Source organism: Streptococcus jiangjianxini (assembly GCF_040225085.1).
In the GTDB taxonomy this organism is placed as follows: Bacteria; Bacillota; Bacilli; order Lactobacillales; family Streptococcaceae; genus Streptococcus; species Streptococcus jiangjianxini.
The window spans coordinates 13101-40100 of the sequence record NZ_JBEHGL010000022.1 but is presented as its reverse complement, the minus strand read 5'-3'; the positions used below and the strand labels follow the sequence as shown (position 1 = coordinate 40100).

Annotated in this window: 29 protein-coding genes, 4 pseudogenes and 1 riboswitch; of the genes and pseudogenes, 20 read left to right on the top strand and 13 right to left on the bottom strand. The window is 38.1% G+C overall.

Annotated elements, in window-relative coordinates:
• Window positions 1-334 (bottom strand): annotated as a pseudogene (locus ABP870_RS09235) (transposase); the annotation flags it as partial.
• A gap of 447 nt (window positions 335-781) precedes the next feature.
• Between ABP870_RS09235 and ABP870_RS09230 the strand changes: the two are divergent.
• The 16 genes from ABP870_RS09230 to ABP870_RS09155 all read left to right on the top strand — a co-directional run bounded on the left by ABP870_RS09230 (window position 782) and on the right by ABP870_RS09155 (window position 14908).
• Entirely contained in the window at window positions 782-934 is a 153-nt protein-coding gene (locus ABP870_RS09230) for a ComC/BlpC family peptide pheromone/bacteriocin (protein ID WP_350015120.1), read from the top strand.
• A gap of 222 nt (window positions 935-1156) precedes the next feature.
• Complete coding sequence (locus ABP870_RS09225; protein ID WP_350015119.1) at window positions 1157-2020, top strand: ABC transporter ATP-binding protein; 864 nt, start codon at window positions 1157-1159, stop codon at window positions 2018-2020.
• Window positions 2021-2118: 98 nt separating this feature from the next.
• Window positions 2119-3189: a hypothetical protein gene (locus ABP870_RS09220; protein WP_350015118.1), complete on the top strand. Its 1071-nt coding sequence runs from the start codon at window positions 2119-2121 to the stop codon at window positions 3187-3189.
• Between the two features lie 174 nt (window positions 3190-3363).
• Window positions 3364-3672 (top strand): bacteriocin immunity protein, encoded by a 309-nt coding sequence (locus ABP870_RS09215; protein ID WP_350015117.1) that lies wholly within the window; start codon window positions 3364-3366, stop codon window positions 3670-3672.
• A gap of 16 nt (window positions 3673-3688) precedes the next feature.
• On the top strand, window positions 3689-4000 hold the full coding sequence (locus ABP870_RS09210; protein WP_350015116.1) for a role in replication: 312 nt from the start codon (window positions 3689-3691) through the stop codon (window positions 3998-4000).
• 101 nt (window positions 4001-4101) lie between these two features.
• Window positions 4102-4344: a bacteriocin immunity protein gene (locus ABP870_RS09205; RefSeq protein WP_405054650.1), complete on the top strand. Its 243-nt coding sequence runs from the start codon at window positions 4102-4104 to the stop codon at window positions 4342-4344.
• Window positions 4345-4915: 571 nt separating this feature from the next.
• Window positions 4916-5962: an LLM class flavin-dependent oxidoreductase gene (locus tag ABP870_RS09200; RefSeq protein ID WP_350015114.1), complete on the top strand. Its 1047-nt coding sequence runs from the start codon at window positions 4916-4918 to the stop codon at window positions 5960-5962.
• Between the two features lie 193 nt (window positions 5963-6155).
• Entirely contained in the window at window positions 6156-7004 is an 849-nt protein-coding gene (locus tag ABP870_RS09195) for an aldo/keto reductase (protein WP_350015113.1), read from the top strand.
• 246 nt (window positions 7005-7250) lie between these two features.
• A complete protein-coding gene (brnQ, locus tag ABP870_RS09190) occupies window positions 7251-8609 on the top strand; it encodes a branched-chain amino acid transport system II carrier protein (protein ID WP_350015112.1) in 1359 nt (452 codons plus the stop codon).
• A 517-nt stretch (window positions 8610-9126) separates the two neighbouring features.
• Window positions 9127-11259: a Tex family protein gene (locus tag ABP870_RS09185; protein ID WP_350015111.1), complete on the top strand. Its 2133-nt coding sequence runs from the start codon at window positions 9127-9129 to the stop codon at window positions 11257-11259.
• On the top strand, window positions 11246-11692 hold the full coding sequence (locus ABP870_RS09180; protein ID WP_350015110.1) for a SprT family protein: 447 nt from the start codon (window positions 11246-11248) through the stop codon (window positions 11690-11692). The genes ABP870_RS09185 and ABP870_RS09180 overlap by 14 nt, the downstream gene beginning before the upstream one ends.
• 82 nt (window positions 11693-11774) lie before the next feature.
• Window positions 11775-12047, top strand: coding sequence for a PspC domain-containing protein (locus tag ABP870_RS09175; protein ID WP_350015109.1), 273 nt, complete (start codon window positions 11775-11777; stop codon window positions 12045-12047).
• A gap of 281 nt (window positions 12048-12328) precedes the next feature.
• Window positions 12329-13264 (top strand): HPr(Ser) kinase/phosphatase, encoded by a 936-nt coding sequence (gene hprK, locus ABP870_RS09170; protein WP_350015108.1) that lies wholly within the window; start codon window positions 12329-12331, stop codon window positions 13262-13264.
• A complete protein-coding gene (gene lgt / locus ABP870_RS09165) occupies window positions 13257-14048 on the top strand; it encodes a prolipoprotein diacylglyceryl transferase (protein ID WP_350015107.1) in 792 nt (263 codons plus the stop codon). The genes hprK and lgt overlap by 8 nt, the downstream gene beginning before the upstream one ends.
• Window positions 14049-14059: 11 nt before the next feature.
• Window positions 14060-14458, top strand: a complete 399-nt coding sequence (locus tag ABP870_RS09160) for a DUF948 domain-containing protein (protein WP_350015106.1) — start codon at window positions 14060-14062, stop codon at window positions 14456-14458.
• A gap of 24 nt (window positions 14459-14482) precedes the next feature.
• Window positions 14483-14908 carry a YtxH domain-containing protein gene (locus ABP870_RS09155; protein WP_350015105.1) on the top strand — a complete coding sequence of 142 codons (426 nt, stop codon included), beginning with the start codon at window positions 14483-14485 and terminating at the stop codon, window positions 14906-14908.
• Window positions 14909-15217: 309 nt separating this feature from the next.
• On the opposite strand, the pseudogene ABP870_RS09150 reads toward ABP870_RS09155, so the two are convergent.
• Together ABP870_RS09150 and ABP870_RS09145 are read right to left on the bottom strand one after the other, a co-directional pair.
• Window positions 15218-15582 (bottom strand): annotated as a pseudogene (locus tag ABP870_RS09150) (transposase); the annotation flags it as partial.
• A 334-nt stretch (window positions 15583-15916) separates the two neighbouring features.
• Window positions 15917-16207, bottom strand: a complete 291-nt coding sequence (locus ABP870_RS09145) for a DUF3270 family protein (RefSeq protein ID WP_350015104.1) — start codon at window positions 16205-16207, stop codon at window positions 15917-15919.
• Window positions 16208-16423: 216 nt separating this feature from the next.
• On the opposite strand from ABP870_RS09145, the gene ABP870_RS09140 reads away from it, so the two are divergent.
• A complete protein-coding gene (locus ABP870_RS09140; protein WP_062707281.1) occupies window positions 16424-16636 on the top strand; it encodes a YdbC family protein in 213 nt (70 codons plus the stop codon).
• A gap of 8 nt (window positions 16637-16644) precedes the next feature.
• On the opposite strand, the gene ABP870_RS09135 is transcribed toward ABP870_RS09140, so the two are convergent.
• The 3 genes and pseudogenes from ABP870_RS09135 to lysS form a co-directional block, all read right to left on the bottom strand.
• On the bottom strand, window positions 16645-16797 hold the full coding sequence (locus ABP870_RS09135) for a hypothetical protein (protein ID WP_350015122.1): 153 nt from the start codon (window positions 16795-16797) through the stop codon (window positions 16645-16647).
• Window positions 16798-16881: 84 nt separating this feature from the next.
• A pseudogene (locus tag ABP870_RS09130) lies at window positions 16882-17068 on the bottom strand (transposase); the annotation flags it as partial.
• Between the two features lie 390 nt (window positions 17069-17458).
• Window positions 17459-18949 (bottom strand): lysine--tRNA ligase, encoded by a 1491-nt coding sequence (gene lysS, locus ABP870_RS09125; RefSeq protein WP_350015103.1) that lies wholly within the window; start codon window positions 18947-18949, stop codon window positions 17459-17461.
• Between the two features lie 139 nt (window positions 18950-19088).
• Between lysS and ABP870_RS09120 the strand changes: the two genes are divergently transcribed.
• Together ABP870_RS09120 and ABP870_RS09115 are read left to right on the top strand one after the other, a co-directional pair.
• Window positions 19089-19991 (top strand): HAD family hydrolase, encoded by a 903-nt coding sequence (locus ABP870_RS09120; protein ID WP_350015102.1) that lies wholly within the window; start codon window positions 19089-19091, stop codon window positions 19989-19991.
• Window positions 19992-20089: 98 nt separating this feature from the next.
• Window positions 20090-20275: pseudogene (locus ABP870_RS09115) on the top strand (IS3 family transposase); the annotation flags it as partial.
• 147 nt (window positions 20276-20422) lie between these two features.
• Here the strand turns inward: ABP870_RS09115 and ABP870_RS09110 are convergent.
• From ABP870_RS09110 to ABP870_RS09080, 7 genes are all read right to left on the bottom strand, one after another.
• Window positions 20423-21046: a histidine phosphatase family protein gene (locus tag ABP870_RS09110; RefSeq protein ID WP_350015101.1), complete on the bottom strand. Its 624-nt coding sequence runs from the start codon at window positions 21044-21046 to the stop codon at window positions 20423-20425.
• A 2-nt stretch (window positions 21047-21048) separates the two neighbouring features.
• The gene (locus ABP870_RS09105; protein WP_350015100.1) at window positions 21049-21414 is read right to left on the bottom strand and encodes a YccF domain-containing protein; all 366 of its coding nucleotides are present in this window, start codon (window positions 21412-21414) and stop codon (window positions 21049-21051) included.
• Between the two features lie 8 nt (window positions 21415-21422).
• Window positions 21423-21896: an aminoacyl-tRNA deacylase gene (locus tag ABP870_RS09100; protein ID WP_350015099.1), complete on the bottom strand. Its 474-nt coding sequence runs from the start codon at window positions 21894-21896 to the stop codon at window positions 21423-21425.
• Window positions 21893-22738: a DUF368 domain-containing protein gene (locus ABP870_RS09095; protein WP_350015098.1), complete on the bottom strand. Its 846-nt coding sequence runs from the start codon at window positions 22736-22738 to the stop codon at window positions 21893-21895. Before ABP870_RS09095 ends, ABP870_RS09100 begins: the two co-directional genes overlap by 4 nt.
• A gap of 59 nt (window positions 22739-22797) precedes the next feature.
• On the bottom strand, window positions 22798-23742 hold the full coding sequence (locus ABP870_RS09090; RefSeq protein ID WP_350015097.1) for a peptidoglycan recognition protein family protein: 945 nt from the start codon (window positions 23740-23742) through the stop codon (window positions 22798-22800).
• A gap of 42 nt (window positions 23743-23784) precedes the next feature.
• Window positions 23785-24342 (bottom strand): energy-coupled thiamine transporter ThiT, encoded by a 558-nt coding sequence (gene thiT, locus ABP870_RS09085; protein WP_350015096.1) that lies wholly within the window; start codon window positions 24340-24342, stop codon window positions 23785-23787.
• Window positions 24343-24379: 37 nt separating this feature from the next.
• A riboswitch (TPP riboswitch) is annotated at window positions 24380-24481 on the bottom strand.
• Window positions 24482-24749: 268 nt separating this feature from the next.
• Window positions 24750-25619: a glycoside hydrolase family 25 protein gene (locus ABP870_RS09080; protein ID WP_350015095.1), complete on the bottom strand. Its 870-nt coding sequence runs from the start codon at window positions 25617-25619 to the stop codon at window positions 24750-24752.
• A gap of 193 nt (window positions 25620-25812) precedes the next feature.
• On the opposite strand from ABP870_RS09080, the gene ABP870_RS09075 reads away from it, so the two are divergent.
• Window positions 25813-26946: a 5-methyltetrahydropteroyltriglutamate--homocysteine S-methyltransferase gene (locus ABP870_RS09075; protein WP_350015094.1), complete on the top strand. Its 1134-nt coding sequence runs from the start codon at window positions 25813-25815 to the stop codon at window positions 26944-26946.
• Window positions 26947-27000: the final 54 nt, after the last annotated feature.

Sequence of the window (27000 nt, the reverse complement as noted above, 5' to 3'; positions counted from 1 at the left end):
CGACACATGGCTGAAATGCTGTATTTATCCTTGTTAGCAGTGATTATTTGCCTTTTTGTGCCATAATCACTGCCGCTTGCTTTAGGATGTCTAGCTGCATTTTGAGTTCTTTATTGTGCTTTCTAAGGGCTATTAGCTCTCGTTGTTCTTCTGTTAGATTATCAATCGATTTGAAGGAACCAGTTGTTTTGGCTTGTCTCACCCATTTGTCGAAGGTTGAGGGGGTTAAATCGTATTCTTTGATGATCTCGCTACGTTTCATACCGGCATTGTGAAGGTCAACGATTTGTTGCTTAAAGTCATCACTAAATTGACGACGTACTTTTCTAGACATAAATTTCTCCTATTTTTGATTACTATAGAACACTTTATAAATTCTGTCTAGTTTAGTGTAACCGATTCACTATACCAACCTTAGATCCTAATTGGGTACACAATGAGTGTTATATAGGATACGGAATGTATGTATTAGGTGAATTTGGAGATATTATTGATAGAACGAATGGAAAGTTATGATTTAAAACAGTTTTGAGACCACTATGTAATTTATTAGTAATTTTCTTCGGATTTCATTAGAACTTATAGTAAACATAAAAGATTTTCAAACATTACCTAAAATAATAACATTGGGTGGATGTTTATCAACCAAGAAGGGAGATGGTTATCATGTTCTTATGAACTACGGTAGTTAGCATTAACTACCATTTCAGTAAAGTGAAATTATTGTTGAAGTGCTACCTTTAGACATTATAGACTAGAAAAACTATTGGAGGAAACTACCATGAAAAAATTGACTGAAGAAGAAATGATGATTGTGCAAGGTGGTGTCGGTTATCGTTGGCGTTGTAATGATGGGACTGTAAGTGCTTGGCATTTGTTCTATAGAACTGCTCAAGATAATGCTAATGCTCATATGGTTAACTATCCTGGATAGATTTGCTCTGTATACCATGGTTGATAGAAATAATCAGTAAGAACCTGTATTTGCATTAATTCAATGTCTAAATAAAAAAACGCTAATGTTTTTATAAAAAAAGGACTTGATTTACTTTTACAAAATAACGACTATATTTGGGGTATTTTAGAATGTGAATACAGGTTTTAGGTGATGGACCAGCGTTTTATGCTGGTCTGTTTTATAATAATGGAGTATATGATGAAATTAGAGCTAAAAAATATTAATAAATCTTATGGAGATAAGAAGGTTCTCGAGGATATTTCTGTGGAATTTACCGAAGGTGTTTACGGGCTTTTGGGACCCAATGGAGCTGGAAAAACAACGCTGTTAAATATAATTTGTCACTTATTAAAGCCAAGTAAAGGGGAGATCTTCTTTAATGGAAAACCGCAGTCACAAGACTATTATCAGTATCTAGGCTTTTTACCGCAACATTTTTCCTATTATCCTAGTTTTTCTGGTTTAGATTTTTTGCTTTATCTGGCTGATTTGAAGGGAATGAAGAAAGGTGAGGCTAAGAAAGAGTCTGAAAAGTTATTAGACTTGGTTGGTTTATCGGATGTCAAAAAGAAGAGAATTGCTTCTTACTCTGGTGGGATGAAGCAACGTTTAGGGATTGCTCAGTCTTTACTCAATCATCCTAAGATTTTAATCTTAGATGAGCCAACAGTTGGGCTAGATCCCAAGGAACGGATTCGATTTCGAAATCTTATCAGTGAACTGTCTAGCAACCGTATTGTCATTCTTTCCACTCACATCGTATCAGATTTAGAAGCGATAGCTAAGGAAATCTTGATTTTAAAAGATAAGAAAATTAGAGAAAAAGGTTCGAGCAATCAACTCTTGTCCTTGATTGAAGGGAAAAGTTGGGAGGTGTTAGTATCTGAGCAGGAACGTAGTCAGTTTATGCAACACTTTGTAGTTGTTAATGAACGGTTATTGTCAGAAGGTGTGCTTTTAAGGATTGTTAGCGACCAGAGACCTAGTACAACAGCTCAAGCTGTAGCATCGAGCTTGGAAGATCTTTATTTGTATTACTTTAGAGAAGAGGCTATTCTATGATGTCACTTATTCCTTTTGAATTAAAAAAACTTTTGAAAAAGAAGTCGGTGTTAGGAGCTTTCATCGTCTTATTATTAGGCTTATCAGGCCTATTTTATATGTATTTTTTGAAAAGTCCGATTGCACAAGTTTCTAATACTCGTGTGTCTGGATACGAAGCAGTTGAACTCAATCAAAAGATAGCGGAGAAGCACACTGGGATTCTAACAGATGATTTAGTCAATCAGATTTTTCAAGATTATATCGCTGAAAAGAAAGAATATGGAGCTGTGGGATTCTATAATGATGTTTCACAATCTGCCTTGGCGGAATTGACTGTAGGCTCCAGAGATTATTTAATTTCAGTCAACGAAGCGGCTCAAAATAATACAATAGATGGCATGGTATTTGATCCTGTTCAATTACAGACAAAAGAACAACTTGGATCAGCTTTAGAGTTAGATCAGTTGAAGTTTGGGAATTTTGCTCCGTGGGATTATTTATTTACAGTGTTGAATAGTAGCTTTTTACTACTGATTTTGTTTGTTGTCTTTATCTGCTCAGCTGTTTTTTCAGAGGATCAATCAAGGCAGATGGATAATCTTTTACTCACAACCAAAAAGGGAAGAAATCAGTTGACTATTGCTAAGTTTATTGCAAGTTTATATATTACGGTGTTTAGTTTTATCGGACTTTATGCAGTTGTCCTTTCTGTATTTGCTTTATATTTTGGATTTAGTGGTTGGGATACGAGTGTGCAGATGAATTTGCACTGGATTACTCCATTTTCAACAATTTTAGCCTTTCCAGTAGCTATGAATCTGGTAGGAACTCTCTCTTGGCTAGCAGTGTATCATTTTATAGGGCTTCTTTTTGTTTTAGGAATGACATTCTTTATGTCCAGTAAAACAAGAATTTCCATGGTGACTTTTGTAGTCTCAGTAGGTTTTGTATTTGCAATAGAATTTTTACTTCAAGTATTCCCATCAGGTATCATAAATAAGCTACTCACTTTATTTTCTGTGTCAACTAGTGGCTTAGATACTTTGCTTTTAAAACTCTCTAGTCACGATAGCTTCTTTTTAGATAGTTTTATGATGAATAGTATGTTGATTTCCATTGTTCGTTTGGTTTGTTTAGGGATACTGTTCTCTCTGACTTATACGGGGGTGAGAAGGCTAGAAAGTTAATGTTTTAAGGAGATGGGGATGAGAGTTAGAGGGACATTACAATATGAATTGGTTAAATTCTGTTTAGTTTAGTGTAACCGATTCAAATGACTGTTTAGGATTTTTAAAGAAAATACTACTTATTGGTGGTATACTTATTGAATAAGACAAAATGAGTGTATAGGAGATAAGTCAATGACTAATGATAGAGAACAAATGTTGATTAGGGTTTATAATCTGATTTTAGACCCTTCAGTCAGTCAAGAAGAAAGAGATATTTTACGGGCTTTTATGTCTGATTTGGAGCGTGGTAGTGACTACCAAGTTAGTATGATGCGGCTTGCGGAGGATTTGCGACAGCTGGCAGTGAAAAATCTTAAAGACTATAAAAAATTATCTCCAAATGTTGCAAGGCTTTATCGGGAGATTGCCTATCGTGGTGAAAAATATTCAAATATCGCCAAGGGACTGATGAGCATAGGTTTGTGGGGGCTTGGTAAATAATTTTAGGAGATTTCAGATGACTATTTTATATAGAAATGAACCTGTTTTGGTTTGGAAAGTTAATCGAATGGAACCTTATCCAGACTGGGTTCAAGAAGCTTTTGATAAAAACATTATGGTTTGGATTGATAATCATGTTAGGATTTTGATGGCTGCTTTACAACCATCAGCAATTGAGAATGCTAAAACAGGCGCCGTTGGTACGATGGCAGGCGGATTTGGTGGCTACGGGATGTATGTCTTAGCCTATCCAGGTGACTATCTTGATGTCACCAATCATCGTGTCATTTCTGAAAAAACGTTTCAAAAAGAATACAGAATAGTTTGAGTGAAAAGGGAAACTAATGTCTAAGAAATTAAAAGCAGAATTGAAAAATGGATTGATGACAGTGCTAAACGATCATCAGGTGCAAAGAAATGGTGACTTAAATTTATTATTTGAGAATTATATGGTTGAGTGAGCTAGAGAAGGTCAAAACGAAGCGTGACGTTTCGGCGGTTGCGGCGCAGCTTAGCCAATCGATTTCTCTTTATCTGGTTTGTCATCGTTATGAGGCCCCAAAGTCGGTTATTGACTTAGGATTATGGTTGGCCAAATATCCTAGTGTTGAGCGTGGTCATCTAGCGCCATTACAGATGTTGGCTCAATCGTTAGCAGGCTCACTAAGATAAGAGACATAAGTACCACAAGATGACTATAAGCGATTGGAAGAGAAAAAACTCTTGAATGAAATAGGAATATCGTCATACCGAAGGAAAGACAAGAAAAGTGTTATAGGGAAATTGCTCTATCACTTTAATGTTGAGTTATTGTTGTGGACAAAGTTGGTGATAAAGGTTATGACGAATCCTGTTTATGGAGCTAATCCTGTTCTTCCTCAATCTGATAAACTCCTTTTCTTATCTATCAAATCAAGAAAAAGCTGAGGTTTAAAAAAGAGATGATCCTGTCTTGCTCTTACTTGAAATAAAGTAAGAAAGTGCTTTTATCCTTGATTATTGTCATTCTTACATCCACTCGTGCCTTATCCGAGTGGTCTTTTAGCATATATTTTTTGGACATTATCTCTTTTTTAATTTCGAATCTGTTAGAAATGTCATGAATGTTCCGACAATGCTAGGTGGTAAAGTAGATGGCATTATTGGTGAGAACTGATGCTCTTTTTATCTCAAGACGCTTCTCTTGATAATGCAACTAGTTAGTAATAAAATGATGTCAAGACAAAGAATTGAGGTATGATCAATGACTATTGAACTAGGAATCACAACCTTTGGCGAGACAACTCCCTTGGAAAAAACAGGTGAACTTTTAAGCCACGGCAAACGAATTCGAAACTTAGTAGAGGAAATTGAGTTAGCTGATAAGGTTGGTTTGGATATTTATGCTATTGGTGAACACCATCGTGAAGATTTTGCGGTGTCAGCACCGGAGATTGTTTTAGCAGCAGGAGCAGTTAATACCAAGCGTATTCGTCTCTCGAGCGCGGTGACTATTTTGTCTTCTAATGATCCTGTTCGTGTTTACCAACAGTTTGCGACTATTGACGCCCTGTCAAACGGTCGTGCAGAAATCATGGCTGGACGCGGCTCATTTATTGAATCCTTCCCACTCTTTGGTTACGATTTAAGGGATTACGATGAATTATTTGATGAGAAACTGGATATGCTCATCAAGATACGCGACAATACTGAACTAAGTTGGACGGGCAAACATACCCAAACGGTGGAGAGAGCCTCTGTCTACCCAAGAGCTACTCAAGAAGACTTTCCGATTTGGGTGGCGACAGGTGGAAACTTGGATTCAACGGTTAAAATTGCGGAGCGTGGTTTACCTATCGCCTATGCGACGATCGGTGGCAATCCCAAAGCCTTTGGTCAGTTAGCTGCTATTTATCGTGAAATAGCTAGTCGACATGGACATGACTTGAGTAAAATGAAAGTTGCTGCCCATTCATGGGGATGGATTGAAAAGGATAATCAATTAGCTATTGACCATTATTACTACCCAACCAAGACTGAAACGGATAATATCGGTAAAGACTGTCTACACTGGTCATCGATGACTTATGAGACTTATCTGCAACAAGTTGGTCCAGATGGCGCAATGTTTGTTGGTGACCCAGAGCATGTTGCCACAAAACTCATCGGATTGATTGAAGCGCTTGGACTTGACCGTTTCATGCTACATTTGCCAATTGGATCCATGCCTCATGAAGATGTGTTGGAGGCCATCCGCCTCTATGGCGAAGAAGTAGCTCCCCTTGTTCGAGATTATTTTAAAGGGAAATAAGTCATTATTTTTAGACAGCAAATCTTCTAAAATGAATTAAGTTGAAATCTGGCCTGAGTTTTAGCTCAGGTTTTTGCTTTTTATCATATGAACTAAGACAGGGGATTCAAGCTAAAAAGTATAGTCTTTTCTTTTTCTTTTCATCTTTTATTTGTTACAATGTTGGCAAACATTGAAGACAAGGAGAAAAGACATGACACAAATCCCTAAAGTGATACTCAGAGATGGACAAGAAGTACCAGTTATCAAATTTGGAACGGTGCATATCAAAGGACAAGTTGGTAAACTAGCGATTTTAGAAGCTATTAAAAATGGCTACCGTTCCATCGATACCTCAACCAATTACCACAATGAAGGTATCGTGGGTCAGGCTCTTCGTGAATCAGGAATACCTCGTTCTGAATTTATTATCACTTCCAAATTACCTGGTATGTTTCATAAATATGATGATGCGTTGCTCAGTATCCAAGAACAGCTAGCTCGCTTGGGACTAACGTATATGGATGAATACCTTATTCATTGGCCGAATCCTAAGGATGGTCTTTATGTGGAAGCCTGGCAAGCCCTTGTTGATGCCCAGAAACTTGGCTTCATTAAAACCATTGGGGTTTCGAATTTTGAAAAAGAACACTTAGATAACATTATTAAAGAGACCGGTATTATCCCTGCTGTTAATCAGATTGAAATGTCTCCTTATTTTAACAATGACAAATTACATGCTTATCATCAAGAACTGGGCATCTCTTCTGAAGCTTGGAGTCCGACAGGGCGGCACATTAGCGATGTGAAAGAAAATGAAACACTGGAAAAATTGGCTAAAAAATATGGCAAATCGACAACTCAAGTGATTCTGCGTTGGAACTATCAACGTGGCGTTATCAATGTTGTTAAAGCTTCTCAGTCAGCTCATCAACGCGAAAATGCGACCATTTTTGATTTTGAGCTAAGCGAAGAGGACATGAAAACGATTTTTGATTTGGACAAAGGAGAAGAGGGTCGTATCGAGGGGCAAAATCCCCATGAGTACCACGAATATGAGTAGAGAGGTAAGCTTCTAATCTCCGAAAAAAGACATTTAAAACTGTCTACCACCCTATCATTTAAGTTAAAAAGAATAGAAGTATCTCAATGTCGTGCATTTGAGGTTGCTTCTATTTTTTCTTTTTAGGTGTCTCTATCTTAGTCCGATGTAAAATTTAGAAAATTTGCATTTTTTTGAAAAATAGTCTTGTTTTCACATTTGTTTTCATGATATAATAAGCACAATTTTGATTTAGGAGGAACTCATGTGAAACAAACGCTATCACGAAAAGATTCATTTTTCATTGGCTCAATGCTTTTCGGTATCTTATTTGGGGCTGGTAATCTGATTTTTCCAGTCCATATGGGACAAGAAGCAGGAGCAAACATTTGGTCAGCCAATTTAGGGTTTTTATTGACAGCTATTGGCTTTCCCTTTCTCAGCATTATGGCAATTGGCCTCTCAGGAGGAAAGGGTGTCTTTCATTTAGCAAGTCGCGTTGCTAAACCATTTGCCTACTTTTTCACCATTGCATTATATTTAGTGATTGGTCCTTTTTTTGCAATGCCACGATTGGCTACAACGTCATTTGAAATTGCATTTGCCCCCTTTTTAAGTGAGGGAATGAAGACGCCAGCGCTGGCTATTTATTCGGTGATTTTCTTCGGTTTAGCTTATCTGCTATCAAAAAAACCTGGTAAATTGATTGATATTATTGGAAAATACATCAATCCAGCCTTCTTATTGGTGCTGGGGGTTGTCCTCCTCTTTGTGATTATCAATCCCTTAGGTGCTGTCAAAACAGCGGTAGTCGGTCAAGCTTATCAGTCGGCTCCTTTTTTAAAAGGCTTTATTGAGGGTTACAATACACTTGACGTTTTGGCTGGCTTAGCTTTTGGTATTGTTGTCATTACCGCTCTTAAGCAAAAGGGGATTACTCAACCAAAATCACTTGCCATCGAGATGACAAAGTCAGGCTTGATAGCTATGGGACTTATGGGGCTTATCTATACGCTACTTGCCTATGCAGGAACCACAAGTCTAGGTGGTTTTGACATGAGTGAAAATGGTGGTATTGCACTAGGACAAATAACAGCTCATTATCTTGGTGCTTTTGGCAGCATTATGCTTGCGCTTATCGTTTTTCTCGGCTGTTTTAAAACGTGTATTGGCTTGGCAACAGCTTGCTCAGAAACGTTTAACGAACTTTTCCCAAGTAAACCTTATGGCTTTTATTTGATGATTTTTTCAATTCTACCAGCTATTATTGCAAATGTTGGTTTGACACAAATTATCCAGTTATCACTCCCAGTTTTGATGTTCATTTATCCTTTAGCAATTGTATTAATGTTACTAGGAATTGCGTCGGCTTGGTTACCCTTGTCACAAAAAGTTTACCGTTCGGTTATTGTGTTTACCCTCTTAGCAGCTATTGTAGATGGATTAAATGCAACACCAGCACTTATCCATGATCTAGCGCCAGTTCAAGGAGTCATTACCTTTGCTGCAAAAGTGTTGCCATTTTTTGAACTTGGGATGGGCTGGATCTTGCCCGCTTTAGTTGGTCTAGTAGTAGGTATCATCTGGCAACAATTTGGCAGAGAAACGATAACAGCCTACCGTTAATAGAGATGTTAACTAGTTTAAAAAATTGATCAGAGTATTCATAAAATCAAGGAAACAGCTAGTAACAAGTCTCAATTGTATCAAAGAGTTATTGTGCTTTCTTTCCTGAGAGAAGGGGCACCGTTCTCTTGCATGCCAGACCTATGAAGAATTGTGTCATCATATCCTCTGAAAATGAAGAATGATTCAACCCTGATGCAAACGTTATGACATTATTCGAAAAAAATGTATGTATCTAGAAAATAGTTACATGCATTTTTTCATGTGTATGGTCTATTACTCTTTCCCGACAGACACATGAAGGATTTTTAGCAAGAAAATAAAGCTTCCTGTATTTCAATGTTCAGAATTTACAAAAATAGTAGCTATCTTTAAGTGTTTTTACTATAGGAAAAACGCTTAGATAAACTGTTTTTATCTGTACTATAATTCGGAAATATCTGTTTCATGCGTTTGTTGTGTTACTATTTTTATTGACCTAGTAAAATGACGCTATTTAAGCTATAATAATGAAGTTATGGAAAATCAAAATCTTAGTAAAATTACCCAGGAATTGGGGTTAAACAGTCGGCAAATTGAACAAGTTTTAGCCTTGACGGCAGAAGGAAATACCATCCCTTTTATCGCTCGTTACCGTAAAGAAAAAACGGACAACCTTGATGAAGTTCAAATCAAAGCCATTATCGACTTGGATAAGTCTTTGACGGCTCTATCGGATCGAAAAGAGACCGTTCTTGCCAAGATTGAGGAACAAGGTAAGTTAACCGATCAACTTCGTCAAGCCATCCAAGCAGCTGGAAAGTTAGCTGATGTTGAGGAACTTTATCTACCTTATAAGGAAAAACGTCGTACCAAGGCGACTGTTGCGCGTGAAGCAGGGTTATTCTCGCTAGCCCGTCTTATCTTACAAAATGTTCCCCATCTTGAAAAGGAAGCAGAGAGCTTTATCACTGATGGCTTTGAAACAGCTGAAAAAGCCCTAGCAGGTGCTTGTGACATCCTAATCGAGGCCTTATCGGACGATAATAAATTACGCTCGTGGACTTATAGTGAGATTTGGGCTAATAGCCAATTGAGGTCTCAAGTCAAAGATGCAGAAGCTGACGATAAGCAAATCTTCCAAATCTATTATGATTTTGAGGAAGCTGTGGAAACCATTCAAGGTTATCGTGTTCTTGCTCTTAACCGTGGTGAAAAATTAGGTATTCTGAAAGTTAGTTTTGAGCACAATATTGAGAAAATGCTGCGTTTCTATGAAGCTCGATTCAAAGAAAAAAATGACTACATTCGTAAGATTGTTCAAGAATCTTGTAAGAAAAAAATTGTTCCATCTATGGAACGTCGTATTCGGACAGAATTAACAGAAAGTGCAGAAGATGGGGCCATTAACCTATTTTCAGAAAACCTTCGTAACCTGCTGTTGGTGTCGCCACTAAAAGGCAAAGTGGTTCTTGGTTTTGATCCTGCCTTTCGTACGGGAGCAAAATTAGCGGTTGTTGATCAGACAGGGAAATTGATGACAACGCATGTTATTTACCCAGTACCACCAGCAAGTCAATCAAAGATAGAAGCTGCTAAAAACGAGTTGGCAGAACTTATCCAAACTTATGCTGTTGAAATCATTGCCATTGGTAATGGAACAGCTAGCCGTGAAAGCGAAGCTTTTGTGGCAGATGTTCTCAAAGATTACCCACACGTTTCTTACGTTATTGTGAATGAGTCTGGGGCATCTGTTTATTCAGCTTCAGAACTAGCTCGTCATGAGTTTCCTGATTTGACGGTTGAAAAACGTTCAGCTATTTCCATTGCACGCCGTCTACAAGATCCGCTGGCAGAATTAGTAAAAATTGATCCCAAATCCATCGGTGTCGGTCAGTACCAACACGATGTTAGCCAGAAAAAACTTGCAGAAAATCTTGATTTTGTGGTGGATACCGTAGTTAACCAAGTTGGTGTCAATGTCAACACAGCAAGCCCAGCCCTCTTGTCTCATGTCTCAGGACTAAATAAGACCATATCTGAAAACATCGTCAAATACCGTGAAGAAAATGGTGCGATTGCCTCTCGTTCGGAAATTAAAAAGGTTCCACGTCTTGGGGCTAAAGCTTTTGAACAGGCAGCAGGTTTCCTCCGTATTCCAAATGCGAAGAATGTCCTTGACAATACAGGAGTGCACCCAGAAAGTTATGGCGCTGTTAAAGCCCTCTTTGAACAGCTTGACATCAAGGATTTGGATGACTCTGCAAAGGCTAAATTACAAGCTTTAACGATTGCTGAAACAGCTGAGCAGCTGGGGCTTGGTCAAGAAACACTGAAAGATATTATTCAAGACCTTCTCAAACCAGGTCGCGATCTGCGAGATGACTTTGAAGCTCCTGTTCTCCGTCAAGATGTTCTTGATATTAAGGATTTGACAATTGGTCAGAAGCTACAAGGAACTGTCCGTAACGTTGTGGATTTTGGGGCTTTCGTTGATATTGGTCTTCATGAGGATGGTCTTATCCATATTTCACAAATGTCTAAGTCCTTTGTCAAGCATCCAAGCCAAGTCGTTTCCGTTGGTGATATTGTAACTGTTTGGGTATCAAAACTCGATCCTGAGCGTGATAAAATTAACCTTTCTTTGGTAAATCCTCGTGAATCTAACTGATTACGTTAAACAGGTCTCACTCGAAGACTTTGGTTGGCCCTTTCGCCACCAAGCCTACTGGAATAAACGTCTGAGAACGACAGGAGGCCGATTCTTCTCTAGTGATGGCCATCTGGATTTTAACCCTAAACACTTGGAGGTATATGGAGAAGCAATTTTTCGCCAGATCGTTCGACACGAATTGTGCCATTATCATCTTTATTTTCAGGGAAAAGGGTACAAACACCAAGATCGAGACTTTAAACAGCTGTTAAAGCAAGTCGATGGACTTCGCTTTGCGCCTAAGCTTCAAGAAGTTACTTACAGACATAGTTATGCTTGTCAAAATTGTGGCCAAGTCTATCTTCGCAGACGACGGATTGACCTTAAAAAGTACCGTTGTGGTAAGTGTCATGGTAAGTTAAATGAGGAAAACACTGCAAATCAGTCGTAAGGCTGATTTGTTTTTTTCGGTTTTGATTTATACTTATATTGTGAAAATATAGGACCAGATTGATGGTCAAAAGGAGAGTATGATGGGTGATCAATTTTATCGATTGAAACGCGGTCGAGTGCTGGCAGGAGTTCTTGCTGGTCTATCAGATAAGTTCAATTGGGATCTTAATTTGGTAAGGGCGCTTTTTGTGATATCTTGTCTCTTTGCACAGTTTCCAATTATTATCTATATTGTCTTAGCCATCTTTTTACCATATAAAGAAGATATGGAAAGAGACCGCTTTGGCAGCAGCAAACGTCGCCGTAAAAATGCTAGATCGGTTGACTCTGATAATGATGGCTGGTATTGGTAAATCTGCCAAAGAGCTCTTTAAGCATAGTTAGTTACTCATAAGAGTCCTAGCTATGCTTTTATCAGTTTAGAAATCTTATTTTGAAAATAAAAAGTGATCAATGGTAACATCAAACGATTTACGAAGATAAGAGAAGGCGAAATAGTTTTGCTACCTTTCTAGCTGACTAGTTTTACTTTCTGAGAAATGGCAATCCTTTTTCTGAAAGTAGGTGAGCGCTTACTTTTGGATGAAAATATGATATAATGTTCTGAAATAAAGCTTTTAGTTAAGGAGAACTTATGTCTGTTACCGTTCAAATGCTGGTAGATAAAATCAAGTGTGATGTTATCTATGGAGATGATGCATTGCTGGCTAAAAAAATAACGACCTCAGATATTCTAAGACCGGGTCTTGAAATGACTGGTTATTTTGATTACTATGCACCTGAGCGTGTTCAATTGGTAGGGATGAAAGAATGGTCCTATTTAAATGCCATGACGGCTCATAATCGTTTCCAGGTCTTGAGTGAGATGTTAAAACCTGAGACACCTGCTATTATCATATCTCGTGGTTTGACAATTCAGGAAGAAATCATTCAAGCGGCTAGTATTAATGGCGTTGCTGTTCTCTCCAGTGAAGTACCAACCAGTCGATTATCTGGTGAAATCTCCTGGTACCTTGATTCTTGTTTAGCTGAACGGACCAGTGTGCATGGTGTCCTTATGGACATCTATGGTATGGGGGTTTTGATTCAAGGAGACTCGGGTATTGGTAAGAGCGAGACCGGACTAGAGTTGGTCAAACGTGGTCACCGTCTCGTGGCAGATGATCGTGTTGATGTTTATGCTAAGGACGAAGAAACTCTTTGGGGTGAACCAGCAGAAATTTTACGTCATCTCTTGGAAATTCGTGGTGTTGGTATTATTGATATCATGAGTCTTTATGGAGCCAGTGCTGTTAAAGATTCTTCACAAGTTCAATTGGCTATTTACCTTGAGAACTATGAACCAGGGAAAGTTTTTGATCGTCTCGGAAATGGTAATGAAGACATTGAATTTTCAGGTGTGAAAATTCCCCGCGTTCGTATCCCTGTAAAAACAGGCCGAAATGTGTCGGTTGTGATTGAAGCAGCTGCCATGAACCATCGAGCAAAATTCATGGGCTTTGACGCAACAAAAACATTTGAAGATCGATTAACAGCTCTCATTTCTAGAAATGAGGCTGAACATGATTGATCCTACAGCCTTGAAGCTGGGACCTTTCGACATTCGTTGGTATGCCTTGTGTATCATTACAGGCGTAATGCTAGCTGTTTATCTAGCTATGAAAGAAGCACCGAGAAAAAAAATCAATCCAGACTCTGTTCTTGATTTTATTCTCCTTGCCTTTCCAATCGCTATTCTGGGGGCACGTTTTTATTATGTTATCTTTGAATGGTCATACTATAAGAACCATCTATCTGAAGTTTTTGCGATTTGGAATGGTGGGATTGCTATTTATGGTGGTTTAATAGCTGGTGCCTTGGTTCTTTACTTTTTCACAAGGCATCAGTTAATTGATACAGTTGATTTCTTGGATATTGCTGCACCAGGTGTCTTAATTGCCCAAAGCTTGGGACGCTGGGGAAATTTCTTCAATCAAGAAGCATTTGGTAAATCCGTTCAACACTTGAATTATCTTCCAGAGGCTATCAGAAATCAGATGTATATTGACGGAGCTTATAGAACGCCAACCTTCCTTTTTGAATCGTTATGGAATCTTCTTGGCTTCATTATCATCATCAGTTTGCGACATAAGCCCAAGCTTTTGAAAAAGGGGGAACCCAGTCTTTTTTACTTGGTATGGTATGGATGTGGTCGTTTTGTGATTGAAGGTATGAGAACAGACAGCCTTATGCTGGCAGGATTGAGAGTATCACAATGGCTATCAGCTCTGTTGGTTATCGTTGGATTAGGTCTATGGATTTACCGCAGACGCCATTTCGATATCCTTTTTTATCTTAAAAATGTAAATAAATAATAGGAGAACATATGAATTTAGTAGGTATTTCAGTTTTAATCATTGCTTTAGCCTTTGTTGCCTTAGTAGTTTACTTGATTATGGTATTGAAAAAAGTTGCAGAGACCATTGATGAAACTCAAGAGACCATCAAGGTCTTGACTAGTGATGTGAATGTGACACTTTTTCAAACCAATGAAATTTTAGCTAAAGCTAATGTCTTAGTGGACGATGTTAATGGCAAAGTTTCGACGATTGATCCGCTGTTTGTAGCGATTGCCGATCTGTCAGAAAGTGTATCTGATTTGAATGTCAAGGCCCGTCATATTGGTCAGAAAACTAATGGCGTTGGTAATGTTTTAAGCACAGCCGGTAAGTCATACGTTACTGGTAAAATTGGCGCAAAATTATTTAAAAAAAAGAATAAATAAGGATTTGTCTAGGAGGAAAATCACATGGCAAAATTAGGAAAAACATTAGTCATTGGTGCTGCTTTAGGAGCAGCTGCAGCTTACCTTTTGAAAACAACAAAAGGAAAAGAAACCAAAGAGAAAACAAGCGATTTTATTACAGATTATAAGGAGAATCAAGAAGATTATAATCAGCTCGCCAAGGAAAAGGTGAACACATATAAAGAGTTAGCCGTTGAAAAATTTAACGACTACAAATCAAAATATGACAACGGTGACTTAACTCCTGAGGATGTTTTCGAACAGGTCAAAGAAAAGGCTAACTTTGTTAAAGAAATGGCAGTTCAAAAAATGAATCAAATGGCTGATTGGGAAGGTAATGACGAAAAAGATAAGGAAGATCAAGCAGTCAAAAGTAAAGCCGAAGTAGATGATATTGTTATTGACTACTCAAATGATGAGGATAGTTAATTAGCATAAGAGTGGACACGAATCATTGATGCCCTAGAAATTTGACTGTTGTCTCTCTTTTTGGGATTGGACTATCTACTCCACTGGGAGCTCTCTTTTCTATGATAGTCAGCGACAGCGTTCTAGAAGTATAATAGCTAGAGGAAGAAGTTGGACATTTTTTCCCTCAATTTTGATAGTGGGAAACTAGATAGTAAAAATACTAAAATCTCACTAAAACTAAAAAAATTAAACAAAGCGTCTGGGACAAAATGATGTTCCAGATAATAAAAATAGGCTCATTGTCAACCGTAGTGGGTTGACTTATAACTAACACCGAGAGAGAATCAGATTGGTTCTCTCTTTTGTTGTGTTCGAAGTAAGACAAATCCGTTTTTTGAAGTTTTCATCTTCCTAAAGCCAAAAGCATTTCGCTTAATGACTTTAATAAGGTTGTTGGTCGCCTCTAGTTTGGCGTTGGAATAAGGTAGTTTCAGGGCATTGATAATCTTTTCTTTGTCTTTTAGAAAGGTTGAAAAGGCCGTCCTGAAGATGGGATGAACCTATTTGATGGTATCAGAAATGAGATCAAAGAAGTGTTTCTCTTGCTTTTCTTGGAAATGAAAGAGAAGGCATCGGAAGAGTTTATAGTAGTGGCTTATTTCATTAGAGTAGCCCAAAAGACGTTCGACCACCAAATGCCTTTTCAAAAGTGATGTTAGATCTTTAATATCGAGCGACTCTTTGATATCATCTAGTTGTACCATATGAGTTTTTCTAATGAGTGGTTTAATTGCTTTTCATTATAAGTCATATGGGACTTTTTTGTGAAAAATTTAGGTAAAGTAAAAGACCCTATAATCTCTTTAGTGGATTTACCAACTACAGAAATTATAGAGCCAGAAATTATAGAGCCGATAATTTTTTGGCTTAAAGCCTTGATAAATGGTAGAAAAATCCTCTTATGTTATAGTGACTGTTTTTTCACTGTCCACTGTAACATAAGGGGATTTTTAATATGATAAGATACTATTTTTTTAGAAATGTAATGATAACTTGATAGACAATAGAGGTTAGGGCAGTAGCAACCAGCATTGCAAGTGGAAAAGCTAAATAAGGTTCAACGTTAAAACTTAAAAGAACAAATGCTGTCAGTACAGTAAAAATCGAGAAAATTGCAATTTGTCCAAAAAAGGCTAACTCTCTAAGCTTGATGTTATTATGATCAAAGTCTTGGTAACTTTGATATTTTTCCTCTAACTCTAGCTTTTGATGACGTTGCTCATCTGGCAGAGTTTTTTTATTCAATTGACTTGCCATAACAACTCCTACGTTTAATTCCATATCATAATACCATAATAAAGTGAGCTTGTCACTAGTTTTTCAAAATAAAAAGCTAAATTTAGTATTCCGATACTAGATAAACGAAAGGTTTTTGTGATTGTGATATTACAATACTAAAATTGACATTCAAAAATAAGAAGAAATAATGATATAATGGATCTATAATATCGAATTGATAATTAGGAGGTCTTTATGGCAGAATTTAAATTTGAAATTGTTGAAAAGCTCTTGGTTTTATCGGAAAATGATAAAGGATGGACCAAAGAATTAAACCGTGTCAGTTTTAATGGAGCAGAACCCAAGTTTGACATTAGAAGTTGGAGCCCTGATCATACTAAAATGGGTAAAGGGATCACGCTAACTAATGAAGAATTCCAAGTTTTAGTAGAAGAATTTAAAAAATAAGATTGGCTTCACTTGCCAATCTTATTTTTATGCTGTAGACGGTTTGCGATGCCGATAACAACAAAGATGGCACCGAGAAACACAAATATCCATTTAGCTACCAGTAAGCCGTATAGGCTAAAAATAGCAGCCGATAAATAAGCAATAGATTCTCTGGACATGATAACTCCTAAAATCGTTATAAAGATAGTGTAACATATGATAAGTAGGTACGCCAAGTTAAAACAACGAGTTCCTTTAGAACCATCGGTTAGATTATCAACTGACTTGAAGGAACCAGTTGTTTTGGCTTGTCTGACCCACTTATCAAAGACGGAAAGGGGGTAACTCATATCCTTTGATAAGCTCACTTCGTTTCACACCTGCACGGTGAAGGTCAACCATCTGTTGCTTAAAGTAATCTGTGAAATGGCGATGTTGTTTTTTAGACATAACTTTTCTCCTATAGATCATCAGTGTAGAACAATTTATAAATTCTGTCTAGTTTAGTGTAACCTATTCACCAAAATGAGATTAAAAATTTGCATTAAAACTATGTTGACTTATTCTATAGATTGAAATCGAATTTAAAAACAACTACTTTATCATTCTAGATGAGGTAGTTGTTTTCGTGATTTTGGAATTAAAAAGCTTTAAAGTAACTTTCCTGTTTAGCTTAATTTTACAAATTGGGAAACTAAAAAACTTCCCTTGAAATAATCCAAGAGAAGCTGTGAGTCTTTATAGAGTTTTATAAAGCTAGAAAAAATTTCTAGTAAATGTTTGGTAAGTTGGTATGTTTACCATCGATAAAGTCCGTCAAATCAATATTTTTAACGCCGATTATTTCATCGTTGGAAATAATAACACATCACGAATAGTTGTGGTATCTGTTAATAGCATGCAGAGACGGTCAATTCCGATACCAAGTCCACCTGTTGGTGGCATACCATATTCGAGGGCTTCGACGTAATCATAGTCGATACCAGTTGCTTCGTCGTCACCAAGTTCTTTAGCATGTGCTTGGGCTTCGAAACGTGACAACTGATCAATTGGATCGTTAAGTTCTGTAAAGGCGTTACCATATTCTTTAGTCATGATAAAGAGTTCGAAGCGGTCTGTGAAGCGTGAATCTTTATCATTTTTCTTAGCAAGTGGTGAGACTTCGACAGGATGTCCATAGATGAAAGTTGGCTGAATCAGTGTTTCTTCGACGAATTCTTCAAAGAAAGCGTTGATAATGTGACCAACAGAGGTAAAGTGCTTTTCAAGTGGAACTTTTTTCTCCTTAGCAAGATCTACTGCTTCCTCTAAAGTCATTTCTTGCCAGAAGTCAACTCCAGTGATTTCTTTAATAGCATCAACCATGTGGACGCGTTTAAATGGCTCGTTGATCTTGACTTCAGTGTCTTGGTAGATGACTGGTTCATCGCCCTTAACAGCCTTGGTGACATGTTGGATAATACCTTCTGTCAAATCCATGATATCTTGATAGTCTGCATAAGCTTGGTAGACTTCGATAGAGGTAAATTCAGGGTTGTGGGTAGCATCCATTCCTTCGTTACGGAAAATACGTCCGATTTCATAGACGCGCTCCATACCACCAACGATAAGTCGTTTTAAATGCAACTCGGTCGCAATACGAAGTACCATGTCAATGTTTTGAGCATTGTGATGGGTGATAAATGGACGGGCAGCAGCACCACCTGCCTCATTATGAAGAACGGGTGTTTCTACTTCAAGGAAGCCAAGACCATCGAGGTAACGGCGCATTTCAGAAATGATTTTTGAACGGGTGACGAAGCGATCAAAACTGTCACGGTTAGAAATCAAATCAAGATGGCGTTTACGATAAATCGTTTCAACGTCTGTCAATCCGTGGAATTTCTCAGGAAGAGGACGAAGGGCTTTTGAAAGGTGGGTCAATTTTGTAGCCTTGATAGACAACTCACCCATGTCTGTGCGCATGATTTCGCCTTCTACACCGAGAAAGTCACCCAAGTCAGCTTTTTTGAAAATCTCGTAATTTTCTTCACCAACAGTATCCTTACGAACATAAAGCTGGATCTGCCCCTCACGGTCTTGAAGGTGGGCAAACCCAACCTTACCTTTACCGCGTTTTGTCATCAAACGGCCTGCCACAATAGCAGTTTCGTTGATATCATGCAAGTCTTCCTTGCTTTTATCGGCGTATTTTTCTTTTAATTCTCCGGAATTTGCAGTACGCTCAAAACGTTTACCAAATGGGTCGATTCCTTGTTCAGCTAGTGCTGTCATTTTTTCGCGACGGACAATCTCTTGGTCATTTAATTCTTCAATATGTTCTTTAGACATGACATCCTCCAATAAATAGTCATCTTATTGTAACACAAAACGCTTGATAATTCACCATTATTGGAATGAGGTTTGGTAAAAAATGAAGAAAATGATATAATAATCACGTTTGAAAAAATAGAAAAAGGATTTAACATTCATGATAACCTCAATTGTTTTTGACGTCGATGATACCATTTATGATCAGCAGGCACCTTATCGTTTGGCGATGGAAAAGTGTTTTCCTGATTTTGACATGAGTCAGATGAATCAAGCTTATATTCGTTTTAGGCACTATTCTGATATTGGTTTTCCGCGTGTTATGGCTGGAGAATGGACGACAGAATATTTCCGTTTTTGGCGTTGTAAAGAGACACTTTTAGAATTTGGGTATCGTGAGATTGATGAAGCTGAGGGAAATCATTTTCAAGAAATCTATGAGCATGAGTTGGAGAATATTACCATGCTTGACGAGATGCGCATGACCCTTGATTTCTTGAAGTCTAAGAATGTTCCCATCGGGATTATCACCAATGGTCCAACGGAACATCAATTAAAAAAAGTGAAGAAGCTTGGGCTTTATGACTATGTTGATCCTAAGCGTGTGATTGTGAGTCAGGCGACAGGGTTTCAAAAACCTGAAAAAGAAATTTTTAATCTGGCAGCAGAGCAATTTGACATGAACCCTGCGACAACCCTTTATGTCGGAGATTCTTACGATAATGACGTTATGGGAGCTAAAAATGGCGGCTGGCATGCTATGTGGTTTAATCATCGCGGGCGTAGTCTAAAAGCAGGGACGAAACCTGTTTATGATGTCGCTATTGATAATTTTGAGCAACTTTATGGAGCTGTGAAAGTTCTGTTTGACCTTCCCGATAACAAATTCATTTTTGATGTTAATGATAAGAAAAATCCAATCCTTGAGATGGGACTCAATAACGGACTTATGATGGCTGCTGAACGGCTGCTTGAAAGCAATATGAGTATTGACAAAGTGGTTATCTTGCTTCGCTTGGATGCTAAGCAAGAAAAAATCTTACGTACAAAATACATCAACTAAAAATCCTTGGAGACAAAACATTTCTTCCGATACGTAAACCATAAAAGAACGAAACATTAAGTAAAGGCCTTACCCCTCATGTTAAGAGGAGCAAGGCCTTTATTGCATTAAAAACATTGATGACATTCTTCTATGGTTTAATGGTCCTTGAGACCACTTATCAATCCCTTGATGAGCTTGAGCAAGCTATTACAGATTATATTTTTTACTATAACAATAAACGAATTAAGACAGAACTAAAAGGACTTAGTCCTGTTCAATACAGGACTAAATCCTTTCAATAATGTCTTGTCCAACTGTTTGAGGTCAGTTCAAGATTTCAACAGAAGTGTTTTTTACGTCTCATTTTAGGGGGAGTGTCCCTTTCTAGTGACTTTTGGTTTTCACTACTCGTTAGTATGAGGGGTATGTCAACCTATTTTAAGAAGACTTTAGTTATTATAATGACTGGTATCATTCCAGAGTTTTAAAGTATAATGTTTTAAGTCATCAGTTTCTAATATAGTCAAACTGGCATTGTCCAAGCCGCCATTTGCTCGTAATAAAGCTGGTTCAAATCCAAGTAGACTTCGAATAGAAGCTGTCAGATGGGCACCATGTCCGACAAGAAGTATGTTGTCAAGATCCTTATCGATAGTCTCTTGTAAGAAAACTTTTAGACGATGGGTTGCCTGATAGACTGATTCTGCATCAAAGTTTTGCGCTCTAAAGACACCTAGATTGTGGCGAAACGCATGGATTTGCGATGGGTAGATGGCCTCAACGAGACTAATTTTTTGTCCTTCAAGTTTACCTAGATCCCATTCTCTCAAGGCTTTTGTTTCGATAATGTCTCTGGGATTTTGATTGTAGTTCATAATCAATCTAGCGGTGTCCATAGCTCGTTTCAAATCGCTTGAATAGACTTCGTCGAAGTGAACATCTGTTAATCGTTGTCCTAATTTTACAATGGTATCGTAGGAGTTTTCAAGCAAGGGAGAGTCACCGTTTGCGCCTTGAAAACGTCCTTCTGCATTCCATTGGGTTCTACCATGTCGTACAAAATATAGTTTCATAGTTACTCCTTGATAATTGTTATGCCAAAAGGGAAGAGGCTAATTTGCGTTAGTTTCAAACATTGTTTAGCAAAAGGAATGCCAATGATAGTGATGCAAAGGAAGAAAGCAGATGTTAAGTGAAGTAGCGCCAATTCCCAACCGAAGAGAAGAATCCAGATAAGATTGAGTAATAGGCTCGTTCCTCTACTTGATAGGATAACTTCCTTTCCAAAAGGGAAAAGCCCAAAGCTGGCAATCTTGAAACATTGCAGACCGAACGGTATTCCGACAATGGTGAGACAAAGCAGAATACCAATGATTGTCCAAATGATAAAAGCCCAAAGACCAGCCAATAAGAACCAAATAACATTTCCAATAAATGACATATTACTCATTACTCCTTTATATCAGCAAATTTCGCTTGAACAAAATCGGCTAAGGTCTGACTATCAATCCTAATAGACCGGCCAATTTCACCACCAGATACAACCATTTTTCCTTTTTCAAGAGCAACTTCATCAATAAAGATTGGGAAATGATGCTTCTGACGAATGCCAACAGGATTGTTAGCACCGTGGACATAGCCAGTTGTTTTTTGCAGCTCTTTTTGAGGAATCATGTGAACTTTTTTATTACCAGAAATCTTAGCCAGTTTCTTCTCAGACAAATGCTCTGTTAAGGGGACAATACCAATGATTGGACCGGTTTTGTCTCCGATTAAAGCTAGTGTTTTAAAGATATCCTCTTTTTGGATATCTTCTGGAAGTTGGCCTGTCTTAGCATTGACGATAAGACTATCATGCTGGATACCAGCCTTATCGAGGATTTGATCGACTAAGGTTTTTTTGACTTTATTCTTCTTACTCATTTTTTGTATTTCCCTTCAAGACGACTCATCCAAACGCCTAGAGCAGTCCCTGCTACAAATAAGATGAAAGAAAAGACGAAGGTACTAAAACCTGCACCTGCATAGGAAATGCTTTCAGCTGAACGAGGATTTGGCAAAATAATTAAAAGGGTGCTTGATGTTACCAAACCTAAAATAAAATGATAAACACGGGAGTGATGGTTTTCAAGCGCATAATCCATCACTTTTGAAAAGAGAATCATGGTGATGGCTCCGCCAATAGCGATGGGAAGAAAAACACCCGTTAAATCTAAGGTTTTAAATCCTATAAGCATAGGACTGTAGAGTCCCATAATTAAGAGAAGATTGGAGGGGCTTAAGCCAGGCACTAGAACTCCCAAAGCAATAAGTGCTCCAGCCAAAATGAAACTAGCAAAGCTTGCTGGAATGGTGCCGACTAAGTCGTTGAGGAAGAACAGCAGAAGTCCTGAAACGACGAAAGTGACCACTAAAATGCCCCAATCGGTTCTGTCACGGTGACCGTCAGAGGTAGCTTCCTGCCAAAGCGAGGGAAGAGTCCCAACGATAGCTCCAGTAAAAGCCCAAAGGGTAGCAACTTGATGATTGGCTAGTAGCCACTCAAGTGGAGTGGAGAAGAGGGCGATACCTAGAATCCCCCCAATACCGACTGGTAGGAAAAAGAGAATATTTTTGAGAAAATCACGAGTCGGATGAGCTAGAAACGCAATGATTTTTTGGTAAAGCCCCAAAATGGATGCTAGTACACCACCAGAGACACCTGGTAGGATAAAACCAAGTGCAATAATAATACCTTTAGCCAAACGGCTAAGCCATGCAAACATATATGCCTCCAAATATAATAAAAAAATAGTATAACTTAAATTATACCATTTTTATGCCATTATAGCTGACTATAATAGGTTTGAACCAATTGTGCGAAATCATCAACAGTATAATCTACACCCCAGTAATAATTAGCCATGCTGGTCCAATAGTCGACAGGATCGGTGTGATCAGTACCTCCAAGATACCTAGAGACCATATCATGAGTCCAGATGGTTCCTTGTCCATCTTCTTGAGCTACTGTGACTGGTAGATGGTAATGATGCAATTGTTTAGCAGTGTAGTAGGCTGCGTTAGCTAGCTGTCTTGAAAACCCTTCTGAACTTACTTCTCTGGTCATTTCAAATTGGATATAGTTGGGATTTGCCTTGGGACCAGCACCCTGTGCCATAAAATTAGGATCGGCAATCGTTACGATTTGATTGGCATTAATAAAACTATGGACGAAAACACCAGATGTGTGATAGTTCTTTGTCATGTAGTTAATCTCATCATCAAGTGTTGAGTTATCATTACCAGTTTCATGGATAACAATTCCCTTAGGTTGACGGCTAGAATTGAGATAGGGCATTTTTGTAAAACGCTTGATGATCTGTTTGGAAGCCTTGATTTTTGGGTAGCCTAAGTCAGCGACAGATTGGTTAATAGGATTTTCTTGAGTAATAGCCAGCTGGTTGGCTAGGACATAATATTGTCTACCACTGACTGTAAAACCAGCAAAGAGATGAGTGGTTGCTTTGAACCGTTTTTCCCGATAAGAAGTGAGGGTAACTATTTCCTGTTTAGAAAAAGGGTTACTAACCTGCTGGAATTGGCTATCAAATAGTTTTTGCTTGTGAGTGATGTTGGCCATTTGATGAGTTTTATAGTGGAGTTGTTCTTTAGACTTGAAATACTGGAATACCATCAATCCAGTTAACACAATAACTATGAGAGAGAGCAGAGCGATTATTTTTTGCTTGTGTTGGTTAGAAGTCTTATGGCGCTTTTTGTATCTTTGCATAAGCTATAGTTTACCATAATTTCATTTAAAAGAAGCTTAACTTTACTTTGGGAGAAAGATTCTATTAGCCTGAGCTGAGACTAAGAGAATCAGGCTAATGAGTACAAGAATGAGCGTTGCTAGACCAGCAACACCATTGACACTCATGGAGTACCAGAGGGCTGACATCCCTTTAGGAGCGTATGATCCCCAGAAAATAACCCCCGCGAGGAAGTGCCAGAAGTATCGAACACCAACGGCTAGCAAACTGGCCGAAAGACCGGTAATAATAGCTGTTTTGGTTTGCTTTGATCGAATAGCAGTTTGAAAGGAATTGGCAAAAATACCTGCCAGACCCATTGAAACAAAAGCGAGGATATATTCTATTAATACTTGGGAGAAAGCTAAATAGTAAACTTTTCCAAGAACAAAATGCAGAAGCCCCCAAAGAAGACCAGATAATAGACCATATTTTGAACCGCGACGTAGTGCGAAGACGACTAGCGGAATAGCTCCGAAGGAAGGAGTGAACCAACTGGCAAAATCAGGTATAAAAGAGAGAACCATCGCCAGTGCGGCAAAAATGGCAGCTTCAACTAAGACATTAAGATTTTTGGACATAAAAAGACTCCTTTTCGACAAAGAGGGAGTCTTACCAAGTTCATCATGACACAATTCCTACGCTGGTACTAACCAGATCAGGTTGATAAGGATTCCACACATATATGGTCTCAGCCGAAAGGCACTCCCTTGTGATATTTAATTTTAGATATGATTTATATGATAAATGATACCGATTACAGCTAGTGTAACGAAAAAAAAACAACCTGTCAATAGATTGTTTTACTCTTGCACGACAAACGCATGAAACAGTTATTTCCGAACTATAGTACAGATAAAAATATTTTATCTAAGCGTTTTCGCTATAGGAAAAACGCTTAAACATGGCTACTATTTTTGTAAATTCTGAACATTGAAATACAGAAAACTTTATTTTCTTGCTAAAAATCCTTCATGCGTTTGTCGTGTTACTCTTGAGCTTCTTTGCTAGGCTTCCTACCGAATAACTTTTTATAAGTTGAGCCGATGTTCTTGTTACTAGCAATCTGGTTCAAATCAAGAGGTTTAGCGAAACCGTCAATATAGCCTTGAGAGGTGTACTGATGGAGATCGTAGTCGAGATGTGTATTGGGATCCTCTTCATAGTAACCTGAGTCAGTACCGTAGGTTGGGAACCAAATGGCATCAAACTTATCAGTGGAAATACTATGTTCTTCCATAAAGTAAGTTCCAATGTAAATGCCGATGTTTTTTGCTCCTTGTTTTTCCAGTTCACTTCGGAAGGCTTCAACGCCCTTGTTCATATCAGTCATCGTTTTTTCTTCAACGTCTAACCAATAGTAGGTTGGTTTGTAGGGCTTGGACTTTTTATAGAGGATACGGGCTTCCTCTTTCATTTCTTTAACACTAGTTCCCATGACATAAGCATAGACTGCGACGGGGATATCGCGTTTTTGAAATTCCTGGATATGTTTTTTATAAGATTTATCAACGCCTTTTGCGTTGGTAGCATTATTATCAATTCCAATACCTGACCCTCCAAAGACACGAACAATGACCCCAGAAATATTTTTTGATAGGGTGTCGTAGTCAATTTCTTCAGGCAACTGCCATCCAGAAATGTCAATGATGGGATCAAGGGAAGTAATCGCTTCTTCTTTTTCTGTACTTGTTGCTGTTTTACCTTTAGGGGCACTACTTATGGTTGGTATGGTCGCTCTAGCAGCATTTAATTGCACTGAGCGGGCAAACATGGCATAAGATCTTGCAATTACCAATATCAAAATAGGTAACCCTAGGAGTATCAAAGCAACCGGTGGCTTAATTCTCTTTCTCATCTTCGTTATATTGTAACTTAAAAAATACAAAAAATCAAAGTAACTGGCCTTGAAAAGCGATAGTAAAGCCATTTTGTCACATAATTGTCATATTTTAATAGTCTTAACTTATAACGAAATATAGAGAAGATATATTTCTCAACTATAAGGATGTTTATTAAAATGAAGGAATAAAATATTTAGGAGACTACTTATGGTTGAGAAACATTTTGAACATGTTGGTTCCTTTTTAAGGCCAAAAGTCTTGCAGAATGCACGTAAGGCTTACGAACTGGGAAAACTTTCGAAAAAAGATTTAAAATCTGTTGAGGATATTACCATAAAGGATTTGGTTGATAAACAAATAGCTGCTGGTTTAGAAAAAGTCACGGATGGAGAATTTCGTCGTGCTTATTGGCACCTAGATTTTTTCTGGGGATTACAGGGCATCGATCATGTTCAAGCTTCTTCGGGTTACCAGTTTCATGGTGAGGAGACTAAGGCGGATTCTGCTTTAATTTCTGGGAGGATTTCAGGAAACAATCACCCATTTATTGAAGCTTATCGCTTTTTGAAACATTATGTCGATTCTAAAGGTGTGGCTGTTGAAGCTAAGTACACCATTCCAGCTCCCTCGCAATTTTATTTTGAATTAATTCGGGACCAAGATCATGTGGCTAAATTAAATGAGATTTATCCTGATTTTGAAGAGCTTCGTTGGGATATAAAAGCGGCTTACCTGCAGGTTATTAATGATCTGATTGATGAGGGGTTAAAAACGCTACAAGTTGATGACTGTACATGGGGTGTTTTGGTAGACGATAATTTCTTAACTGCCTGGGCTCAAGATCAAGGAGCATCCAAAGAAGATGTTCGAAATGAGTTATCTAAACTCTTTTTAACCTTGAACAATAATGTTTATGAAAATGTTCCCGAAGGACTGTTAGTCAACACACACGTCTGTCGTGGGAATTACCATTCTACTTGGGCCTCATCTGGAGGTTACGGATCAATCGCAAAAGCACTATTTACTGATGAGGCCGCAAAAACTTATTTTTTGGAATTTGACAATGAACGTTCGGGTGGTTTTGAGCCTTTGGCAGCAATAAAAGATCCTGAAAAAGTAGCCGTCTTAGGATTAATAACATCAAAATTTCCAGATTTGGAAGAAAAAGAACACCCCATTGCTCGTCTTAAAGAGGCTAGCAAGTATCTTTCTTTAGAACAACTTTGGCTGTCTACCCAATGTGGTTTTGCCTCAACAGAAGAAGGGAATATTTTAACTGAGAAAGATCAGTGGAAGAAATTGGCACTGGTTAAAGAAATTATCGATGAAGTCTGGCGCTGACAATAGGAAAGTGTTTGCGAAGGCTTTTTGCCTCTTCTGGTCAAATTGAGTCAG

Coding starts and splice junctions, on each gene's coding strand:
- ABP870_RS09090 (WP_350015097.1), bottom strand. CDS start 23,742: ATGCAAAGATACAAAAAGCGCCATAAGACTTCTAACCAACACAAGCAA.
- ABP870_RS09105 (WP_350015100.1), bottom strand. CDS start 21,414: ATGTCATTTATTGGAAATGTTATTTGGTTCTTATTGGCTGGTCTTTGG.
- ABP870_RS09155 (WP_350015105.1), top strand. CDS start 14,483: ATGGCAAAATTAGGAAAAACATTAGTCATTGGTGCTGCTTTAGGAGCA.
- ABP870_RS09210 (WP_350015116.1), top strand. CDS start 3,689: ATGACTATTTTATATAGAAATGAACCTGTTTTGGTTTGGAAAGTTAAT.
- ABP870_RS09095 (WP_350015098.1), bottom strand. CDS start 22,738: ATGTTTGCATGGCTTAGCCGTTTGGCTAAAGGTATTATTATTGCACTT.
- ABP870_RS09110 (WP_350015101.1), bottom strand. CDS start 21,046: ATGAAACTATATTTTGTACGACATGGTAGAACCCAATGGAATGCAGAA.
- ABP870_RS09200 (WP_350015114.1), top strand. CDS start 4,916: ATGACTATTGAACTAGGAATCACAACCTTTGGCGAGACAACTCCCTTG.
- ABP870_RS09080 (WP_350015095.1), bottom strand. CDS start 25,619: ATGAGAAAGAGAATTAAGCCACCGGTTGCTTTGATACTCCTAGGGTTA.
- ABP870_RS09140 (WP_062707281.1), top strand. CDS start 16,424: ATGGCAGAATTTAAATTTGAAATTGTTGAAAAGCTCTTGGTTTTATCG.
- lysS (WP_350015103.1), bottom strand. CDS start 18,949: ATGTCTAAAGAACATATTGAAGAATTAAATGACCAAGAGATTGTCCGT.
- ABP870_RS09145 (WP_350015104.1), bottom strand. CDS start 16,207: ATGGCAAGTCAATTGAATAAAAAAACTCTGCCAGATGAGCAACGTCAT.
- hprK (WP_350015108.1), top strand. CDS start 12,329: ATGTCTGTTACCGTTCAAATGCTGGTAGATAAAATCAAGTGTGATGTT.
- ABP870_RS09160 (WP_350015106.1), top strand. CDS start 14,060: ATGAATTTAGTAGGTATTTCAGTTTTAATCATTGCTTTAGCCTTTGTT.
- ABP870_RS09135 (WP_350015122.1), bottom strand. CDS start 16,797: ATGTCCAGAGAATCTATTGCTTATTTATCGGCTGCTATTTTTAGCCTA.
- ABP870_RS09185 (WP_350015111.1), top strand. CDS start 9,127: ATGGAAAATCAAAATCTTAGTAAAATTACCCAGGAATTGGGGTTAAAC.
- ABP870_RS09215 (WP_350015117.1), top strand. CDS start 3,364: ATGACTAATGATAGAGAACAAATGTTGATTAGGGTTTATAATCTGATT.
- ABP870_RS09100 (WP_350015099.1), bottom strand. CDS start 21,896: ATGAGTAAGAAGAATAAAGTCAAAAAAACCTTAGTCGATCAAATCCTC.
- ABP870_RS09195 (WP_350015113.1), top strand. CDS start 6,156: ATGACACAAATCCCTAAAGTGATACTCAGAGATGGACAAGAAGTACCA.
- lgt (WP_350015107.1), top strand. CDS start 13,257: ATGATTGATCCTACAGCCTTGAAGCTGGGACCTTTCGACATTCGTTGG.
- ABP870_RS09175 (WP_350015109.1), top strand. CDS start 11,775: ATGGGTGATCAATTTTATCGATTGAAACGCGGTCGAGTGCTGGCAGGA.
- ABP870_RS09220 (WP_350015118.1), top strand. CDS start 2,119: ATGTATTTTTTGAAAAGTCCGATTGCACAAGTTTCTAATACTCGTGTG.
- ABP870_RS09120 (WP_350015102.1), top strand. CDS start 19,089: ATGATAACCTCAATTGTTTTTGACGTCGATGATACCATTTATGATCAG.
- ABP870_RS09075 (WP_350015094.1), top strand. CDS start 25,813: ATGGTTGAGAAACATTTTGAACATGTTGGTTCCTTTTTAAGGCCAAAA.
- ABP870_RS09230 (WP_350015120.1), top strand. CDS start 782: ATGAAAAAATTGACTGAAGAAGAAATGATGATTGTGCAAGGTGGTGTC.
- thiT (WP_350015096.1), bottom strand. CDS start 24,342: ATGTCCAAAAATCTTAATGTCTTAGTTGAAGCTGCCATTTTTGCCGCA.
- ABP870_RS09225 (WP_350015119.1), top strand. CDS start 1,157: ATGAAATTAGAGCTAAAAAATATTAATAAATCTTATGGAGATAAGAAG.